We start from the raw sequence: 19,335 nt of genomic DNA on the forward strand, positions 1-19,335 counted from the left end.
CCAGCCTCATAGCTTGCCTAATTTTAATTAATAAGCGTTTTTAACAGTTTTTACACACTTTGTCATCGCTGATTTACAAAAACGGCAGCCTTGGCTGCCGTTTTTTACATTATGAGCGCTCTAAAAGTATGCGTAACATTCTACGCAAGGGCTCTGCAGCACCCCATAGCAGCTGGTCCCCTACAGAAAATGCTGATAGGTATTCTGAACCCATATTCATTTTCCTTAAGCGGCCCACAGGAACCGACAAGGTGCCTGTTACAGCGGTCGGACCAAGTTCATGAATGGATGCTTCACGCTCATTAGGTATGACCTTAACCCAATCGTTGTGTGCATCTAACAAGTCATGAATTTCATCTAGAGGTACATCTTGCTTCAACTTAATGGTGAAGGCTTGGCTATGGCAGCGCATAGCACCTACACGCACGCATAAGCCATCAATAGGAATGGGGTTATTGCTTAAGCCCAACACTTTATTGGTTTCAGCATAGCCTTTCCACTCTTCACGGCTTTGCTTGTTATCTAGCTGTGAATCGATATAAGGAATTAAACTACCTGCTAAAGGCACTCCAAACTTATCGGTTGGGAAGTCTTTAGAACGCATGGCAGCGGCTACTTTTCGGTCTATGTCTAAAATAGCTGAGGCTGGATCAGCCAATTCAGTGGCTACCGTATCGCGCAAGCCACCCATTTGGTTGAGCAGTTCACGCATGTGCTGTGCGCCTGAGCCAGAAGCCGCTTGATAAGTCATGGAGGTCATCCATTCAATTAAGCCTTTATCAAACAAACCACCTAAGCTCATCAGCATTAAGCTAACTGTACAGTTACCACCAATAAAAGCTTTCATGCCTTTTTGTAGGCCAGAATCAATGACCTTACGGTTCACTGGGTCTAACACTACAATGCTGTCATCATCCATACGTAAGCTAGAAGCAGCATCTATCCAGTAACCTTGCCAACCTGCTGCGCGCAGTGGGCCATACACTTCCGTGGTGTAGTCACCACCTTGACAAGTTAGAATCACATCCAACTTTTTAAGTGCGTCTAAGTCTGTGGCACTTTGTAATGGCTGACCATCAGGACCCGCTTGACCTGCCTGAGAAGTAGTAAAATAAACCGCTTCAAACAAATCAAAATCATTTTCTTCCTGCATCCGTTGCATTAATACCGAACCGACCATTCCGCGCCAGCCAACTAAACCTACTGTGAGTTTACTCATAGTATCCTCTTATTTAAGTGCTTCTTATTTCAATCTTGCTTACTTAAGTGCTTTCAGCGCTTTAACAACTGCAGCACCCATTTCAACTGTGCCTACTTGTGTCCGACCAGCTGACAAGATGTCAGCAGTGCGCAAGCCTTCATCAAGCACATGACTAACTGCCTGTTCAATTTTACCTGCTACGCCTGCATTATCAAAAGAATAGCGTAACATCATGGCCACCGATAAAATACACGCCAAAGGATTGGCCAGGTTTTTACCTGCAATATCCGGTGCTGAACCATGGCAAGGCTCGTACATACCTTTGGCGTTTTCATCTAAAGACGCTGAAGGCAACATACCGATTGAACCAGTAAGCATGGCCGCTGCATCCGACAAAATATCACCAAACATATTACCAGTGACCATCACATCAAACTGCTTAGGCGCACGCACTAGCTGCATGGCTGCGTTATCAACATACATGTGCGACAACTCTACATCTGGGTAGTCTTTAGCCACTTCTTCCATCACATCTCGCCACAACATAGTCACTTCAAGCACGTTAGCTTTATCTACCGAACACAAACGCTTATTACGCTTGCGTGCCATTTCAAAAGCCACTTTAGCAATACGACGAATTTCGCTTTCAGAATAAACGTAAGTATTAAAACCTTCTTTTTCGCCATTATCTAAGGTACGAATACCGCGTGGTTGGCCAAAATAAATACCACCAGTCAACTCACGTACTATCATAATATCTAAGCCAGAAACCACCTCAGGTTTAAGGCTAGAAGCATCGGCTAGCTGAGGGTATAAAAGTGCTGGGCGCAAATTGCCAAACAGTGCTAACTCTTTACGAATACCTAGCAGACCACGCTCTGGGCGCAAGCTAATATCTTCTAATTTGTCCCACTTAGGACCACCTACTGCGCCTAATACAATTGCATCAGCTGCTTGAGCTTTAGCCAAAGTCTCTGGTGGCAAAGGGTGACCTGCCGCTTCGTAACCAGCACCACCTACAGGCGCTTCTTCCCAGCTAATATCCACACCAAACTCATCACGACAAACTTCCATCACTTTTACTGCTTGAGCGGTAATTTCTGGACCAATACCGTCACCGGGTAACACAAGAATATGTTTAGTCATTATAAAATCTCTATTAACAATAAGTTAGGTAGCAATTTAGGTTAGGCGAAAATCCACGGCGTTACTTTAGCGCGTGCTTCTTCATAAGCTTTAATGTCGGCTGCATCTTTCAGGGTTAGGCCAATATCATCTAAACCTTCAATTAAACAATGCTTACGGAAGGGATCCATTTCAAAGCTAAGCACTTCACCGCTAGGCGTAGTCACTGTTTGGGCAGGTAAATCTACTAGCAGCTTATAGCCTTCTGTAGCCTCTACTTCTTTAAATAAACGCTCAACGGTTGCTTCATCTAGCTGAATTAACAACAAGCCATTTTTGGGCGCGTTGTTAAAAAAGATGTCGGCAAAGCTAGGCGCAATAATGGCACGAAAGCCGTAATCAACCAAAGCCCAAGGTGCGTGTTCACGTGAAGAACCACACCCAAAGTTAGCCCGTGACAACAACACTTCACTATTTTTATAGCGTGGCTGGTTGAGTACAAAGTCTTTATTCAAGGGGCGATTCGTTGCATCTTGACCAGGAAAACCTTCATCTAAATAACGCAGTTCATCAAACAGATTAGGACCAAAACCCGTGCGCTTTATGGATTTTAAAAACTGCTTAGGAATAATTAGGTCAGTATCGACGTTGGCTCTATCTAAAGGTGCCACCAAGCCATTTAATTGGGTAAATTTTTGCATTTTTTAACTCCACTCACGAACGTCAACAAAGTGACCAGCAATTGCCGCTGCGGCTGCCATAGCTGGGCTAACTAGGTGTGTACGCCCACCATAACCTTGGCGACCTTCAAAGTTACGGTTAGAGGTAGAAGCGCAATGCTCACCCTGACCTAACTTATCGGCATTCATCGCCAAACACATAGAACAACCGGGTTCACGCCATTCAAAACCGGCTTCAATAAAGATTTTATCTAACCCTTCTTCTTCAGCTTGCTTTTTTACTAAACCTGAACCCGGCACCACCAAAGCCTGCATTAAAGTAGAGGCAACTTTACGGCCTTTGGCGACTTCTGCCGCAGCACGTAAATCTTCAATGCGTGAGTTAGTGCAAGAACCAATAAATACACGGTCTAACTTAATATCAGTAATCGCTTGGTTAGCTTGTAAACCCATATAGTTTAAAGCTGATTCCCAGCTTTTGCGCTGGTTTTCATCAGCAGCTTTAGCTGGGTCGGGTACAAGACTATTCACTGAGCCCACCATTTCTGGCGAAGTACCCCAGCTAACCTGTGGCTCAATTTTGGCAGCATCTAACTTAACCACTTTATCGAACTTAGCATCAGCATCGGAATGCAGTGTTTTCCACCAAGTCACTGCCTGCTCCCATTCTTTACCCTTGGGTGCAAAAGGACGACCTTCAACGTAATCTAGGGTCGTTTGGTCGCAAGCCACCAAACCTACACGTGCGCCAGCTTCAATTGCCATATTACAAATGGTCATACGACCTTCCATAGAAAGCTCACTAATGGCTGAGCCAGCAAACTCCATGGCATAACCGGTACCACCGGCGGTACCAATTTCACCAATAACTGCCAGTACGATATCTTTAGCAGTTACGCCTTTTTGTAACTTGCCATCCACCTGAATCAGCAGGTTTTTCATTTTGCGCTGAATTAAACACTGGGTTGCTAAAACGTGCTCAACTTCAGAAGTACCTACCCCGTGGGCTAAGGCAGCAAAAGCCCCATGCGTTGCCGTGTGCGAATCACCACACACTAAAGTCATACCCGGTAGCGTTGCGCCCTGCTCTGGGCCAACCACATGAACAATACCTTGGCGTATATCGTTAATTTTAAATTCAGTAATGCCAAAGGCTTCACAGTTGTCGTCTAGGGTTTGCACTTGAATACGTGAAATTTCATCTTCAATACCGCTAACACCCTGGGCACGCTCTTTAACAGTCGTTGGCACGTTATGGTCTGGCGTAGCTAGGTTGGCCGATAAACGCCAAGGTTTACGACCCGCCAAGCGCAAGCCTTCAAAGGCTTGGGGTGAAGTCACTTCATGCAATAAATGACGATCAATATAAATCAGCGCCGTACCATCATCGCGCTGTTTAACTAGGTGGGCATCCCACAGTTTATCGTATAGGGTTTGAGCCATTTCTTTTTCTCCTCAATTTTTAGTCTTTAATCAGACTTGCACTCATAATAATACCTAGGCTTTAATAAAACCAATTCATAGCATTCATATTAAACATAACTTTTTGGAATGCTGGCTAATTGAAATACTCTTTTTAGGGGGGAGCTAGCCAAGATGGACATTCAATCCTTGCAGGCTTTTGTCGCGGTGGCCGAACTTAGCTCTTTTTCGCTTGCTGCTATTGAAATGCACCTAACTCAACCAGCAATTAGTAAACGCATTGCCAGTTTAGAAGAGCAGCTGAACCAAAAGCTGTTTGATAGAATTGGGCGCAATATCAAATTAACCCAAGCAGGTAATGCCCTCTTACCCAGAGCTAGGCATTTGTTGGCGGATTTAAAAGATACGCGCCGCATGCTAGCCAATTTAAGCGGTGAAATTCAGGGCTCGTTAACCCTGGCAACCAGCCACCATATTGGCTTGCACCGTTTACCACCCTTATTAAAAACCTTCACTCAGCAATATCCGCAAGTAAAATTGGATATGCGTTTTCAAGATTCTGAGCAGGCCTATGCGGGTGTTTTAACGGGCGATTTAGAATTGGCAATTGTAACCCTGGCACCCCAACCCGACCCTGCTTTGGTGGTGGTGCCTGTGTGGCAAGATCAACTTAGGTTTGTGGTGGCAAAAGATCACCCGCTTAGTAAATTGAATAACCTAAAACTAGCGGATTTAACCCAACACGATGCGGTTTTGCCAGGCCAACAGACCTTTACACGAGGAATAGTGACCAAAGTATTCAAAGAACAAGGCTTGGAGTTAAACGTCACCCTTTCAACCAATTATATGGAAACCATCAAAATGATGGTGTCGATAGGCTTAGGTTGGAGTTTGTTACCTGAAACTTTAATAGATGAAAGCTTAGTGGTACTAAAACTAGATCATCAGCCAATAACCCGTCCGCTGGGTTTTTTGCATCACCGTGAGCGCACGCTTTCAAACGCAGCGCATCAAATGATTCAGTTGTTAAGACTTTGCTAGCAGCTTAACCAACTCGTCTTCAGGCAAAGGTTTGTAATATAAAAAGCCTTGCGCTAACTGACAGCCCATAGCCAATAGCTGCCTAGCCTGAGCTTCTTCTTCAACACCTTCGGCTACTAAGTCTAACTTTAGGTTGTGCGCCAGCTGAACAATAGTTTGTACTATGCTGAGGCTGGTATCATCATTACCCATATCCATAACAAAAGATCGGTCAATTTTTAAGGTTGAAAGGGGTAATTTACGCAGGTAAGACAAACTAGAATAACCCGTACCAAAGTCATCTAAAGCAATACGAAAGCCTTTTTCTTGCAAACTACTCAGCGTAGCTAAAGCACACAACTCATTAGCCATTAAACCCGTTTCAGTAATTTCTAATTCAAAGTTATCTAAGCTTAACTGATGGTTTTTAATGACTGATTCTAACCAACTAGGAAAATCTTCTTGTTCTAACTGCTGTACAGCAATATTAATAGCAACTCTAGGTATCGCTAAACCAGCATCGCGCCAACGTACCATAGCTCTACAGGCTTCCTCTATAACCCAAGCCCCTATTTCAACAATTAACCCCGACTCTTCTGCTAAAGGAATAAATACCGCTGGGGATAATGGCCCTAACTCAGGGTGCTGCCAACGAATTAAGGCTTCAACACCATAAAGCTGTTGGTCAACCAGCTGTACTTTAGGCTGAAAATGCAAGCTTAAACCTTCGCCACTAATAGCCGTGCGCAGCGCTTGCTCTAGCTTAAGTAACTGACGGGCATTTTCACTCATTTTATGATCAAAAAAACGGAAGGTATCGCGCCCAGAATTCTTAGCTTCACTTAAGGCTGTTTGAGTGTTAGTTAACAAGGTATCCGCATCAAACCCATCGGTAGGAAAAAAGCCTACGCCTATCGAAGGACTTAAAGTGACTTCTTTATCATCAATTGTTACTGGCTGCTGTAACTTCTTTTTAATGTCATAAGCAAGCTGGGTAATATCATGGGTTGACTCATAGTCTTCAATTAACACAGCAAACTCATCGGCCCCAACTCTTACCAAGGTGTCTGCATCACCCACTAAAGCTTGGAGCTTTTTACTTTGTTCACTAATCAGCCGATCACACCAGTTGTGCCCTAAAGTTTCGTTAATAATTTGAATACGACCTAAATCAAAAAGTATTAAAGCTAATTCTTCTTGCTGGCTTTTGGCATGACGTACGGCTTGATGTAAACGCTCATTTAACTGGTGACGATTACCTAAACCAGTTAAAGGATCGTGATGGGCTAAATGCTGAATTTGGGCTTCTTTAGCGCGTAACTCACTTAAATCATGAGTAATCGAAATGTAGTTTTCTATTTCGCCCTGCTCATTACGTACACAGTTAATGGACAGCCATTGCAAATAAACACTGCCATCTTTACGACGATTCCACACCTCACCCTGCCAACGATCATATTTCGCAATACTCGCCCACATAGCCTTATAAAAAGCTGCATCATGGTGATTTGATTGTAAAATTTTAGGGGTTAAACCTAAAATTTCTTCAGCTTGATAACCCGTAATTTCAGTGAAAGCAGAGTTCACCTGCAATATTCTAGCGCGACCGTCGGTCACCATGATGCCTTCAATGGTGGATTCAAACACTCGCATCGCCAAACGCTGCTGAGATTCAAACTCTCTTCTACGGCGCAGGTCTCTGGCTATACCAGTAATCCATAAAACCTTGCCCTCTTTGCTTGTATGAGGGATGACCGTTAAATGGCTTGGAAAACACTCGCCCATTAAATCACAAAACTCTAACTCGCCTTCCCAGGCTTCGCTGGCAGCTATAACCTGAGGAAAAATCTGCTGATCTAACTGTTGATAGACATCGTTAGAATGCAAATCACGCACATAAATTCTTTCTAAATCTAAGTTTAGTGCTGCAGGAATACCTAGCATCCGACGACCAGCAAGATTGATATACATTAGACGCTGATCTAAGGATACAGTGATAATCATCTCATTGGCGGCTTCTAAAATTGCTTGCTGACGACTTAAAGTTTCAAGGCTCAAGGTATTTCCTATTTTGGTTAATGTAATTTTCAATAGCGACCTTGCTGTCAACGCTAGATTAGAACCAGAAAGTAAAAATAACAACAGTAAAACTAAGGCTTTACTACTTTTATAATTGGCAATGACGGTCTAGTCATTAAATTTAGCTTTACGTTAACGTCAACTTACCCTAAAGTTCGTTAACTATAGAAATAAGTCTTCAAACAAAAAAACAGCAGAGGGATACACCATGCAATCCATTTTTAAAGATATGAACTTCGGCTTGGACGATGACCTGAATATGCTGCGCGAATCTATCAATGCTTTCGCTGCTGCTGAAATCGCACCTCGTGCTGCTGAAATTGACAGTAGCAATGAATTTCCTATGGATCTATGGAAAAAATTTGGTGATATGGGTTTGTTAGGTATTACCGTTCCTGAAGAATTTGGCGGTTCTGGCATGGGTTATTTAGCTCATTCTATCGCTGTTGAAGAAATTTCCCGCGCATCAGCTTCGGTTGGTCTATCTTATGGAGCGCATTCCAACCTTTGTGTAAACCAAATTAAACTCAATGGTACTCAAGCACAAAAAGAAAAATACCTACCTAAACTTTGTTCGGGTGAACACATAGGCGCATTAGCCATGTCTGAGCCTAATGCGGGTTCAGACGTAGTGAGCATGAAGTTACGCGCTGACAAAAAAGGCGATAAATACGTGCTTAATGGTAACAAAATGTGGATCACTAATGGCCCTGATGCACATACTTTTGTTATCTACGCTAAAACCGACACCTCTGCTGGTTCTAAAGGCATTACCGCTTTTATTGTAGAAGGTGATTCACCCGGTTTTTCACGTCACCAGAAATTAGACAAGCTAGGTATGCGTGGTTCAAATACTTGTGAGTTGGTTTTCCAAGACTGTGAAGTACCTGCAGAAAACGTATTAGGTGCAGAGGGCAAAGGTGTTCGCGTTCTTATGAGCGGTCTAGATTACGAGCGTACCGTACTAGCAGCTGGCCCTATTGGTATTATGCAAGCAGCCATGGATATCGTTGTTCCTTATATTCATGAGCGTAAGCAGTTTGACCAACCCATAGGGGAATTCCAGTTGGTTCAAGGAAAAATTGCTGATATGTACTCCACCATGACAGCTTGCCGTGCTTACCTCTATGCAGTAGCCGCAGGTTGCGACCGTGGTGAAGTTAGCCGTAAAGATGCTGCTGGTGTCATTCTTTACTGTGCTGAAAAAGCGACGCAAGTTTCTTTGGATGCTATCCAACTACTAGGCGGCAATGGCTACACCAACGAATATGCAACAGGCCGTTTATTGCGTGATGCCAAGCTATATGAAATTGGTGCAGGCACGAGTGAAGTACGCCGTATGCTAATTGGACGTGAGATTTTTAACGAGTCTCGCTAGCTTCTAACGAACTGCTCTAGCCTAGGTATTGTTTATCGGGTCGTTGTGAATACGTCCCTGTAAACTCAACTGCAACATCCATGTTGCAGAAGCCCGATAAACAACAACCTAGGCCGCAGCTCATGTAAGTTGCTGGCGATACTGACAAGACTGCTTACCAAAGAGTACAGCCTGCTAATGAGTCAGGCTTCTGCTGCAGGACGCAGCAGCAGAGCTTACAGGGAAGTACTTGTAGCGTCCTGACGAACAGCAGCTGTACTCTGGAATGCCACTTAAGGCGTACTTATTGCGCCCCGAAAAACAACAACCGACGCCATAAAGCACCTACTTAATACGCGAATAAAGCACCAGCTGAAACTATTACAAAAAAGGATCACTGAAATGACCGTGATTAAAACGCAGATAAATACCCGATCGCCGCAGTTTGCAGAAAATGATGCAGCCATGCGCGAAGTTATTAAAGACCTGCACACCAAACTAGACGAAGTAAAACAAGGCGGTGGCGCTAAAGCCCAAGAACGCCATTTAAGTCGCGGTAAACTTCTACCTCGCGAACGTATTGAACGCCTACTCGACCAAGGCGCACCTTTTTTAGAATTCTCACAACTTGCCGCCCTTGATGTTTACGATGATTTTGTACCCAGCGCTGGCATTATTACCGGCATTGGCCGTGTTTCTGGTGTGGAATGCATTATTGTTGCCAACGATGCCACCACCAAAGGCGGTACTTATTATCCGCTCACGGTTAAAAAGCACTTGCGAGCGCAAGAAATTGCCCGTAAAAACCGCCTTCCTTGTATTTACCTAGTCGATTCCGGCGGTGCTAACCTACCCAACCAAGATGAAGTTTTCCCCGACAGAGATCACTTTGGCCGCATTTTCTACAACCAAGCCACTATGTCTAGCGAAGGGATTCCCCAAATTGCTTCGGTTATGGGCTCTTGTACTGCCGGTGGTGCTTATGTACCTGCCATGGCCGATGAATCCATTATTGTTAAAGAACAAGGTACTATTTTCCTAGCAGGCCCACCCTTAGTTAAAGCTGCCACAGGTGAAGTGGTCACGGCTGAAGACCTAGGCGGTGCCGATGTTCACGCACGTATTTCTGGTGTGGTTGACCACTACGCACTCAGCGATGAACATGCCCTACAACTGGTTCGCCGTTCGGTTAGTCGCTTGAACTGGAAAAAACTAGGTGAACTCGACATTCAACCTTCACGCCCACCGCTTTATGACCCAGAAGAAATCTACGGCATTGTGGGTACTGATTTACGCAAACCCTACGATGTGCGTGAAGTAATTGCCCGTGTGGTCGATGGTTCAGAATTTGATGAATTTAAACGCTGGTATGGTGAAACCCTAGTCACTGGCTTTGCCCGTATTCACGGCTACCCAGTCGGCATACTAGCCAACAATGGCGTGCTTTTTTCAGAGTCCGCTCAAAAAGGCGCTCACTTTGTTGAACTTTGCGCCCAGCGTGGCATTCCTCTTGTGTTCCTACAAAACATCACCGGCTTTATGGTGGGTTCGCGTTACGAGCATGAAGGTATCGCCAAGCACGGTGCCAAAATGGTCACCGCTGTTGCCTGCGCCCAAGTGCCTAAATTCACCATTTTAATTGGTGGTAGTTTTGGTGCCGGTAACTACGGTATGTGTGGCCGTGCTTATGATCCTAACTTTATGTGGATGTGGCCTAACGCTCGTATTTCTGTCATGGGTGGCGAACAAGCTGCCAACGTACTGGCGCAAGTTAAACGTGAACAGCACGAGCGTAATGGTACAGAATGGTCTGAAGCAGAAGAAGAAGCTTTCAAAAAGCCCACCCGTGAAATGTACGAGCACCAAGGCCACCCCTACTTTGCCAGCGCACGTTTATGGGATGACGGTATTCTTGACCCAGTTCAAACCCGTGACACCTTGGGTTTAGCCATTTCCGCTTCATTAAATGCCGCCAACAAGCCGACACGTTTTGGCGTGTTCCGCATGTAAGTGCTGCTTAAGGAGAAGAAAATGACGACCACTCAAACCGTTCTGCTAACAATCGACGAGCGTGGTGTGGCTTACTTAACGCTTAACCGCCCAGACGTTCACAATGCTTTTGATGACCACTTAATAGCAGAAATACTCAACAAGCTAGCCGCAGTGCGAGAAGCAAAAGCTCGAGTGTTAGTTTTTGGATCAGAAGGAAAAAGCTTTTCAGCTGGTGCCGATTTAGGCTGGATGAGACGTATGGCCAGTTACAGCCAAGCCGAAAACAAACAAGATGCCCAAGAACTGGCTAGGTTAATGCACGAACTCGACACCCTGCCCTGCCCAACCATCTGCCGTGTACAAGGTGCCGCCTATGGTGGTGCAGTGGGTTTAGCTGCTTGTTGTGATCTAGTGGTGGCTACTGCTAAAGCTCGCTTCTGCCTTTCAGAAGTAAAAATCGGTCTTTCGCCTGCGGTTATTAGCCCTTATGTGGTCAGAGCCTTAGGTGTGCGTGCCATGCGCCGCTATGCCTTAACCGCAGAAGTGATAAACGTGGACAAAGCCCAACAACTGGGCTTGGTGGATGAAGTGGTTGCCGAAGATTCCCTAGACAGCCAAATAGAACAGCTAATAACCACACTGCTAGCTAATAGTCCGCAAGCCGTGGCGCACACCAAGGCCTTGGTCAACTTTGTTGCCGACCGCCCAGCCGATGCAACCACCCAAGACTACACCACCGATTTAATTGCCAAAATTCGTGTATCCGAAGAAGGCCAAGAAGGACTCAGCGCCTTCTTTGAAAAACGAGCGCCTAATTGGCAGTAATTTAACCCCTTTGACTTGAAGAGGAACGCGCTATGTTCCGTAAGATCCTAATTGCCAACCGTGGCGAAATTGCTTGCCGCGTTATTCGTACCGCTCACCAAATGGGCATTCAGTGTGTTGCAGTTTATTCTGATGCAGATCGAGATTCCCTGCACGTAAAAATGGCCGATGAAGCCGTTTACCTAGGCGCTGCACCTGCACGTGACAGCTATCTAATGATTGATAAAGTCATCGCTGCTGCCAAGCAAACGGGTGCAGAAGCCATTCACCCAGGCTATGGTTTTTTAGCCGAAAACAGTGAATTTGTAAAAGCTTGTGATGCCGCAGACCTAGTATTTATTGGCCCACCCATTAAAGCCATAGAAGCCATGGGTTCTAAGTCTGCCGCAAAAATTATTATGGAAAATGCTGGTGTTCCGCTTGTACCTGGCTACCACGGCAAAGACCAATCGCCTGAACTGATTAAAGCTGAAGCAGAAAAAATTGGTTACCCCGTACTCCTAAAAGCCACTGCAGGTGGTGGTGGTAAAGGAATGCGTATTGTTGAAAAAGCCAGCGATTTTGATGAAGCCCTAGCCGCAGCTAAACGTGAAGCAATTAACGGTTTTGGTGATGACACCATGTTGGTTGAAAAATACCTCGTTAAGCCACGCCACGTTGAATTTCAAGTGTTCTGTGACTCGCAAGGCAGCGGTGTTTACCTCTTTGAACGTGACTGCTCAGTACAACGTCGCCACCAAAAGGTGATTGAAGAAGCGCCAGCACCGGGCATGAGCGAAGAACTCCGCGCCAAGATGGGTGATGCTGCACTTAAAGCCGCCCAAGCTATAGGTTATGTCAACGCTGGAACGGTTGAGTTTCTATTAGATGCCGATGACAGCTTCTTCTTTATGGAAATGAACACCCGCTTGCAGGTTGAACATCCGATTACCGAAATGATTACCGGTGAAGATTTGGTGGCTTGGCAGTTAAAAATTGCCGCTGGCTTACCTCTGCCTAAACAGCAAAAAGACTTAGCCATTCATGGCCATGCCTTTGAAGCACGCATTTATGCTGAAGACCCAGACCAAGACTTTCTGCCTGCCACAGGTACACTTAGCTACCTGCGAACTCCAGCTGAAAGCCGCCATGTGCGTGTCGACACGGGTGTATTGGAAGGCGATGAAGTCAGTATTTATTACGACCCCATGATAGCCAAACTCATTGTTTGGGATACTAACCGTGAAGCAGCCCTCAGCCGCATGGCACAAGCCTTGGGTGAATACCGCATTGCTGGGGTTAAAACCAATACCCAATTTTTAAAGCGTTTAGCAGAAGCTGCACCCTTCCAAAACTTTGATGTTGATACCGGCTTTATTGAACGCAATGAAGACCTTCTCTTCACTAAAAAGGGCGGTAGCTACAGCCCTAACCTGCTCGCACTAGCGGCACTTTATGCCCTCTTAAAGCTAGACCAAGAACGCCAAGCTGAAGCCAAACATTCGATTGATCCTTATTCACCTTGGCATGGCTTTGGTGGCTGGCGATTGAACACCGATCCAGCGCTGAGCCTTCGTTTTGCTCTACCTGGAAAAGACGAGCCAGTCGACGTGCGAGTGGTTGCCAAAAGCAACAGCGCCAAAAACTTCTGGACTGTTTTTGTAGGTGAGCATAAGTTATTGGTTGAAGGCCGCCTAACAGACGACCGCCTAGATGCAGTGGTTAATGGTCATCACCGCAGCATTCATGTTGCTGACCTCAACAATGACCTAACCCTGTTTACCAACGACGAACACTTTAACTGCCAGTGGTTACGCCCAGATTTAGACAGCCACGAATTTGAAGAAGCCACCGCCAGCCTAACTGCACCTATGAACGGTTCAGTGGTAACGCTACTGGTTGAAGCTGGTGCAGCGGTTAAAAAAGGTGATTCACTAATTGTTATTGAAGCCATGAAAATGGAACACACCCTAAGTGCACCCGCTGACGGTAAAGTGGCTGAGTTTTTCTTTGCTGCTGGTGATTTAGTTTCGCAAGGTGCAGAACTGCTTAAATTTGATGCCGACGAAGAGTGATTGAACTAGGCAAGCTGGTCTACTTAAATGAGTAGCCAATATAAATGCTGAATAACGTCATCGAGGACGCTAGTACAAGGCAAAAACCTGTGATAACGCGCAGTTTACGTGTTTGTAAATGAGCATTTTGAGCAGGTTTTTAACACAGTAATAGCTACGCAGATAGTTATTAGGAGATAACAAATGGCTTTTCCAGATTTTGTAAGATTAGTTGAGGTTGGCGCTAGGGATGGCTTACAAAACGAAGCCAACCCAGTCAGCACCGCTATTAAGCTAGAATTGATCGACCGCCTAGGCGACGCTGGTGTTAGCTACATAGAAGCCGCTAGCTTTGTATCACCTAAATGGGTGCCACAAATGGGCGATGCGCGTGAAGTCATGACTGGCATTCAGCGCCGCTCAGGCGTTACCTACGCAGCGCTAACACCTAACTTAAAAGGTTTAGAAAGTGCTTTAGAGTGCGGTGTTAAAGAAGTCGCCGTATTTGGTGCAGCCTCAGAAAGCTTCACCCAAAAAAATATTAACTGCAGCATTGCTGAATCACTCGAACGCTTTGCACCCGTTATAGAACTGGCACAAAAATCTGGCATTCCCGTGCGGGGTTATGTTTCAACAGTGATGGGCTGCCCTTACGAAGGTGAAATCGCACCCGCCAAAGTTGCCGAAGTGAGTAAAACCCTGTTTGAAATGGGCTGCTACGAAATCTCTTTAGGCGATACCGTGGGTGTAGGCACACCGCTAAAAGCCAAACGTATGTTAGAAGCAGTTAGCCAGCACATTCCTATGAGTAAACTGGCCGCCCACTTTCACGACACCTACGGCCAAGCTCTAGCCAACCTCTACGCAGTATTAGAAGAAGGCATAGCAGTTATTGACAGCTCGGTTGCAGGCTTAGGCGGATGCCCCTACGCTAAAGGTGCAGCCGGCAACGTAGCCAGTGAAGATGTGATTTATCTGCTAAATGGACTGGGCATAAAAAGCGGTATAAATCTAGAAAAACTTGCCGCAACGGGTGATTGGATAACCCGCAGTATCAACCGCCCCAACCGCTCAAAAGTAGGTATAGCCATGATGGCTGGGTAACTACACCAGCTCTCCCGCTCATCCAAAGCTACCTAGCACTAGAGCATATAAACCTAGTGTTGGTAGCTTTAAATATAACAAAATCAGGCAATAAAAATATTGACAACTTAAATAACATAGCTTTTTAGTCATTACTTAATAAAGTACTAGCTTTATCATAAATCATATCGAGGGCAATTTAACTGAACAAGCTACTAATTACTTCTTCTTCATTTACAGGCTCTGGACTTATTACCGCTTCTTTTAGTAAATGTTTTCTATCAAGTAATAAAGCTAGATGTTCATCGAATGAGGGTTTTGTTGCATGCAAACTGAAGGGATAATAAATATGTACATTTTTAGTCTGACCAATTCTATAAACCCTATCTGTTGCTTGAGCTTCTTTTGCTGGATTCCAGTGACGCTCTAAGTGAACAACGTGGTTAGCACCAACTATAGTTAATCCAACACCAGCAGCAATAGGTGACATAATAATAATATTGAAACCTTCTTTTTTTTCAAACTTTTGAATTATTCCTTTGCGTGTCATTGAGTCATTTTTTTTATCAGCAACTGCTTTAGTATCACCATTAACAATATCAATGTTTAGCTTATAAATTTCATCTAGTGCCTGCTTAAGAAGTAACTGCATTTTCTTATTAATTAAAAATACAATCACCTTTTCTTGCTTAGTCTTGATGATTTCTAAAATACTATTTAGTGCCAATAGCTTTGCTGAAGCATCCATAAATGCTTTAGCATTACCAACAACTCCTTCAGAGTTAAAACTAGCCCCATTTAAATTGGGGTGAAGTGTTATATTACGGAGAGCAGCTAGGGTTGTTAGTGCAGAATTTTTACTATCATCTGCATCTAAACCTTGCTGATAATTTTTCAACGTTTGATCGTAAACTTTTAACTGCTCACCTTTCATTGTTAAACCTATGGAAGGCATTAGCTCAATGTTACTAGCTGACTCTTGAAGCAGCTTACCTATATAAAATTTTTTTCTAGGTAAACCAGTTAGTTCTTCTTCTTTGGTTCTTCTTAACATGAAATTACCGGTAGCTTGGTGAAGTCTTGCACCAACTTCTAGCCGAATATCATGCCTCTCTTCTGGGATCGCGTTAACAATAGGTGAAACCCAGTTTTCTCTAAAAACCTTCCAATCACCCAATAAGTCAGGTTGGGCGGTATCTAATAGACACCAATAATCAGCTAAGCTATTCTCGACAGGAGTACCCGTTACTAGCATTTTAAAATCTGCTTTTAGCGCCTTGGCAGCACGCGTTTGTATAGTATTAGGGTTTTTAATGTTTTGAGCTTCATCAAAAAACACTAAACCCCAATCAACTTTACATAAAGAAAACTGGTAAGAACGTAAAGTGTCATAAGAAGTTAGCACAAGGCGTTTTGGTAAATCTAAACGATCAATACCCGCATTTGAACCTATTTTTAATGCGTATTTAATTTTTCCATCAAAGTCTTCGTTATTCGCTAATGTCTCTTGTAATTGTGCCGATTCGCGCTGCACACCTTCCACACGAAAATCTTTTAAATCCTTACCTGGCTGTAAGATTTTTATATCTAAGAAAGGTGAATTAATAAAGGTATGCGCCACCTCGTCTTTCCAGTTTTCTAGAAGACTTAAAGGTGCCACAACTAAAATAGGCTTGCAGGTTTTATTTAAACTTGATAGTAAACGGTAATATTCAGCAATCGCGATAAGTGACATGTAGGTTTTACCTAGCCCCATATCATCTGCCAGTAGTGCACCCTGAATTTTTTCGTTTGTAATTCCAACAGGATTTATGGCTTTAGTAATTAAGTCTACCGCCCATTCGACACCCAACTCTTGATGCTTGAAGGGCTTTCTTTGAGTAATTGACCAGTTAACTGTATGAACGTTATTTTTAATAGTTTTTGCTGATTCTAAAAGACGCTGATTATTTTCTTGTGACTCTTCTAACAGAAGGGTTAAATGCTTAGGTTTGCCAAAACCAGCAACATTACTTACTTTTTGTTCCGAAAAGCCAGCACTTTCATTAGACTCAAAGCTATTGTGGAGGCTTTCTATCTGCTCTTGTATAGCTATTGAATCAGATACATCAATAACCTGGTCATCGAAACTAACTAACTTGCTATTAGTTGCTTCTGCTGCATCAAACTGTTTTTCAAAACGCTCTAAGTCTTCAGGACATTTTATTACTGATGCAAGATTCCTAATAACTTTTGATGCATCAAACCCATAGCTTAAATCATCACTAAACCACTGATTTTTTTCAGTATCTAGTTCACCAAACGATAAGTGTATTAACTCACCTATTCCAGTAACTCTTGCAGAAAAACCAACATCCAAATCAATTAAAGAGGCATCTAAAAAAGCACTTGGGCTTTCGATAAATTTTTTAACTTGCTCTTTAGGAATGTGCTTATTTTTGAAAACTTCATCTATCGCTTTACGTTTATTTTTATCTAAAAGGACAATAGTATTTTCAACTCTTAGCACACCTTTGTCTTCAGAGCTTAAAACTTGCCCCCAGCGAGACTCAAGTTGATCATTAGTCAAAGAAGCAATAGTTGGTCGTAGCGATAAACTACCATCAAGATTCTGTGATGCCAGCACCCCAATACTTTCAGGTGCATTAACTTTAAGGTTTTCAAAATGTCTCAAATCAACTTCCATGCCAGAGTTTTTTGCTACTTGTAATTTAGCGATAAGTTGTAAGTTTTCACTTTCACCCCGCTCTTCTGGAATAAGGCTCTTATGCGCTTGCCAAGCGTCTAAACCAAATAACTGCCCTGTATTCAATCGTGCAAATTTCTGACCAGGCAATTGAATGTAAGGACCATTTATAGTAACCGGTAGCTCGCCATAACTAGTATGTTTTATAAAGATCTCTACACTAAACCCTCTACCTGTGGTAACACCTTTAACCTGTAACTGGAAGTCGGCAACTAATCTAGGAGCGATACCTAACACTTCAGCGAGTGCAATATCTTCTTCCTCGGAATCAGCTAACAAGGAACAGACAACCTCTTTGGGTAGATGAAAACCATTAGGTAGCTGTGTAGCTAAGTTCTGTTCAGCTAGCATTTTAAGCAAGGTATGTTGAATAGAAGATTTAGCACCTTGCTCAAATTCTGAAAAAAGAGCTTTTTCAACACTAAATAAAAGCCCTGTCGAGTTAGCAACAGCTTGATACAGAGCTAACTCTTCTAGGGTTTCATTGCTAAGCAATTTTTTTATTGTATCAATTAAACTCATTTAACTATCTCAACATCTTTAATTAAATTTACTTTTTTTAAGGTAGGGCTGACCATACCGCTCTAAATATTTTGGGTAATCTACTTTACTCATAATATCTTCAAGCTCTACTTTTCGACCATTTGTATAAAGAAAGTCAATCACATTATTAAGCCAGTTATTATTATGAGTAACACCCACATAAGGCCAGTTAGGAAATTTAGTTAAATAACTTTTTATAACACTACTAGTTAAATCGCTATATTCCAAGCTAAAGTTGGGGGAATAAGAGTCAAATATATTTGTTGGTTTGGCTAAATAGACCCATATTTTAAAATTATGCGATCCTTCAACTATATAAAAATTAGAACAATCCAAATAGATTACTGCCTTGTCTTTTAGACCACCTGTCAAGAGAATGTGGTTTATTTGATAGTCTTTATCAAGTGCTTTTTTTACATACCCTGCAGCTTCAGTACCTAACATCAACCTAGCATTACGTACTAAACCCTGCTCAAACAAACCTTCCAAAAACTTTTTGCGTGCTGGAAACATACGCAGCAAGTCTTTATCTCCAGCAAGTTTCCCGTACTCATCAACAGCTTTCAAGAAAAGTTTAAGATCCTCTTTAGCTAACCAGCCACGAACTTTAGCAATCTTTTCTTGGCCAATTGGCAGCCACCACTTACGGTAATTTGTTGCAGTATTTGCTACTCTTGGATCACCTGCTATTTCAATAATTGTTTCTAACCAATCATCCGTGGGTGTTCCTTTAACTTTATCTATTAGTAACTCTATAGCTAGATGACCTAATAGTTTTTTTCCTTCATACATTGCATTCGCAACATCTTTTTTCCTAATCTCCATAAGAACATCATCCCACCGTCCTTCTTTTAACTTTCTTATTCTTTGAATACTTGGATTCAACTTGCTAGTGCAACAGCCTGTAATTCTTCAAACAATACTTCATTTGGTGTTTTCATTCCAAGTGTTTTCCTAGGTCGGTTATTTAAACGATGCATAATGAATTCAAAATGCTCATCATCTAAGTGCTTAAAGCATGAACCTTTGGGGCAGTATTGACGTATTAAGCCATTTGTATTTTCATTCAATCCACGTTGCCAAGAAGCATAAGGGTCTGCAAAGTAAAAGTCACAATTCAGTGCTTTTGCAATGGCTTGATGCTCAGCAAACTCTTTACCATTATCTGCCGTTAGAGTATGTACTAAACCAACAGAAGCAAAGGGTGTTAACAACTCGATAATCGCATT

Annotated in this window: 14 protein-coding genes; 6 read left to right on the forward strand and 8 right to left on the reverse strand. The window is 43.2% G+C overall.

All coding sequences use genetic code 11. The features are described 5' to 3' along the window. Positions 1 to 109 precede the first annotated feature (109 nt). Genes asd through leuC form a run of 4 tightly spaced genes read right to left on the reverse strand, consistent with a single transcriptional unit; the run spans position 110 to position 4,449 of the window. Positions 110 to 1,219, reverse strand: a complete 1,110-nt coding sequence (asd, locus tag BP27_RS0109120; RefSeq protein ID WP_027851296.1) for an aspartate-semialdehyde dehydrogenase — start codon at positions 1,217 to 1,219, stop codon at positions 110 to 112. 39 nt (positions 1,220 to 1,258) lie between these two features. Further along, positions 1,259 to 2,347, reverse strand: a complete 1,089-nt coding sequence (leuB, locus tag BP27_RS0109125) for a 3-isopropylmalate dehydrogenase (protein ID WP_027851297.1) — start codon at positions 2,345 to 2,347, stop codon at positions 1,259 to 1,261. A gap of 41 nt (positions 2,348 to 2,388) precedes the next feature. Beyond that, on the reverse strand, positions 2,389 to 3,027 hold the full coding sequence (gene leuD / locus BP27_RS0109130) for a 3-isopropylmalate dehydratase small subunit (RefSeq protein WP_027851298.1): 639 nt from the start codon (positions 3,025 to 3,027) through the stop codon (positions 2,389 to 2,391). Positions 3,028 to 3,030: 3 nt separating this feature from the next. Then, positions 3,031 to 4,449 carry a 3-isopropylmalate dehydratase large subunit gene (leuC, locus tag BP27_RS0109135; RefSeq protein WP_027851299.1) on the reverse strand — a complete coding sequence of 473 codons (1,419 nt, stop codon included), beginning with the start codon at positions 4,447 to 4,449 and terminating at the stop codon, positions 3,031 to 3,033. A gap of 153 nt (positions 4,450 to 4,602) precedes the next feature. Between leuC and BP27_RS0109140 the strand changes: the two genes are divergently transcribed. Beyond that, positions 4,603 to 5,469: a LysR family transcriptional regulator gene (locus BP27_RS0109140; protein ID WP_027851300.1), complete on the forward strand. Its 867-nt coding sequence runs from the start codon at positions 4,603 to 4,605 to the stop codon at positions 5,467 to 5,469. Here BP27_RS0109140 and BP27_RS15805 read toward each other — a convergent pair. Next, positions 5,455 to 7,506, reverse strand: a complete 2,052-nt coding sequence (locus tag BP27_RS15805; RefSeq protein WP_051610479.1) for a putative bifunctional diguanylate cyclase/phosphodiesterase — start codon at positions 7,504 to 7,506, stop codon at positions 5,455 to 5,457. The two genes, BP27_RS0109140 and BP27_RS15805, sit on opposite strands and share 15 nt — an antisense overlap. A gap of 229 nt (positions 7,507 to 7,735) precedes the next feature. On the opposite strand from BP27_RS15805, the gene BP27_RS0109150 reads away from it, so the two are divergent. From BP27_RS0109150 to BP27_RS0109170, 5 genes are all read left to right on the forward strand, one after another. After that, complete coding sequence (locus tag BP27_RS0109150) at positions 7,736 to 8,905, forward strand: isovaleryl-CoA dehydrogenase (protein WP_027851301.1); 1,170 nt, start codon at positions 7,736 to 7,738, stop codon at positions 8,903 to 8,905. A gap of 381 nt (positions 8,906 to 9,286) precedes the next feature. Then, on the forward strand, positions 9,287 to 10,894 hold the full coding sequence (locus BP27_RS0109155) for a carboxyl transferase domain-containing protein (RefSeq protein WP_027851302.1): 1,608 nt from the start codon (positions 9,287 to 9,289) through the stop codon (positions 10,892 to 10,894). Positions 10,895 to 10,915: 21 nt separating this feature from the next. Then, positions 10,916 to 11,701 carry an enoyl-CoA hydratase-related protein gene (locus tag BP27_RS0109160; protein ID WP_027851303.1) on the forward strand — a complete coding sequence of 262 codons (786 nt, stop codon included), beginning with the start codon at positions 10,916 to 10,918 and terminating at the stop codon, positions 11,699 to 11,701. 32 nt (positions 11,702 to 11,733) lie between these two features. Beyond that, on the forward strand, positions 11,734 to 13,755 hold the full coding sequence (locus BP27_RS0109165; protein WP_027851304.1) for an acetyl/propionyl/methylcrotonyl-CoA carboxylase subunit alpha: 2,022 nt from the start codon (positions 11,734 to 11,736) through the stop codon (positions 13,753 to 13,755). 183 nt (positions 13,756 to 13,938) lie between these two features. After that, positions 13,939 to 14,838 carry a hydroxymethylglutaryl-CoA lyase gene (locus BP27_RS0109170; RefSeq protein ID WP_027851305.1) on the forward strand — a complete coding sequence of 300 codons (900 nt, stop codon included), beginning with the start codon at positions 13,939 to 13,941 and terminating at the stop codon, positions 14,836 to 14,838. 178 nt (positions 14,839 to 15,016) lie between these two features. Here BP27_RS0109170 and BP27_RS0109175 read toward each other — a convergent pair whose 3' ends face one another. The 3 genes from BP27_RS0109175 to BP27_RS0109185 all read right to left on the reverse strand — a co-directional run. Beyond that, on the reverse strand, positions 15,017 to 17,503 hold the full coding sequence (locus tag BP27_RS0109175; protein ID WP_160169833.1) for a DEAD/DEAH box helicase: 2,487 nt from the start codon (positions 17,501 to 17,503) through the stop codon (positions 15,017 to 15,019). Positions 17,504 to 18,103: 600 nt separating this feature from the next. Next, positions 18,104 to 18,991: an EH signature domain-containing protein gene (locus BP27_RS15810; protein ID WP_160169834.1), complete on the reverse strand. Its 888-nt coding sequence runs from the start codon at positions 18,989 to 18,991 to the stop codon at positions 18,104 to 18,106. Continuing rightward, positions 18,988 to 19,335 (reverse strand): IS30 family transposase (locus BP27_RS0109185; RefSeq protein ID WP_036239939.1); only part of this gene is annotated, 348 nt, incomplete at its 5' end. The genes BP27_RS0109185 and BP27_RS15810, both read right to left, overlap by 4 nt.

Source organism: Marinospirillum insulare DSM 21763 (assembly GCF_000686905.1).
Lineage (GTDB): Bacteria > Pseudomonadota > Gammaproteobacteria > Pseudomonadales > Halomonadaceae > Marinospirillum > Marinospirillum insulare.

Bases quoted from the DNA above. Each gene is read 5' to 3' on its own strand.
- asd (WP_027851296.1), bottom strand. From the start codon at position 1,219: ATGAGTAAACTCACAGTAGGTTTAGTTGGCTGGCGCGGAATGGTCGGT.
- leuB (WP_027851297.1), bottom strand. From the start codon at position 2,347: ATGACTAAACATATTCTTGTGTTACCCGGTGACGGTATTGGTCCAGAA.
- leuD (WP_027851298.1), bottom strand. From the start codon at position 3,027: ATGCAAAAATTTACCCAATTAAATGGCTTGGTGGCACCTTTAGATAGA.
- leuC (WP_027851299.1), bottom strand. From the start codon at position 4,449: ATGGCTCAAACCCTATACGATAAACTGTGGGATGCCCACCTAGTTAAA.
- BP27_RS0109140 (WP_027851300.1), top strand. From the start codon at position 4,603: ATGGACATTCAATCCTTGCAGGCTTTTGTCGCGGTGGCCGAACTTAGC.
- BP27_RS0109150 (WP_027851301.1), top strand. From the start codon at position 7,736: ATGCAATCCATTTTTAAAGATATGAACTTCGGCTTGGACGATGACCTG.
- BP27_RS0109155 (WP_027851302.1), top strand. From the start codon at position 9,287: ATGACCGTGATTAAAACGCAGATAAATACCCGATCGCCGCAGTTTGCA.
- BP27_RS0109160 (WP_027851303.1), top strand. From the start codon at position 10,916: ATGACGACCACTCAAACCGTTCTGCTAACAATCGACGAGCGTGGTGTG.
- BP27_RS0109165 (WP_027851304.1), top strand. From the start codon at position 11,734: ATGTTCCGTAAGATCCTAATTGCCAACCGTGGCGAAATTGCTTGCCGC.
- BP27_RS0109170 (WP_027851305.1), top strand. From the start codon at position 13,939: ATGGCTTTTCCAGATTTTGTAAGATTAGTTGAGGTTGGCGCTAGGGAT.
- BP27_RS0109175 (WP_160169833.1), bottom strand. From the start codon at position 17,503: ATGGAAGTTGATTTGAGACATTTTGAAAACCTTAAAGTTAATGCACCT.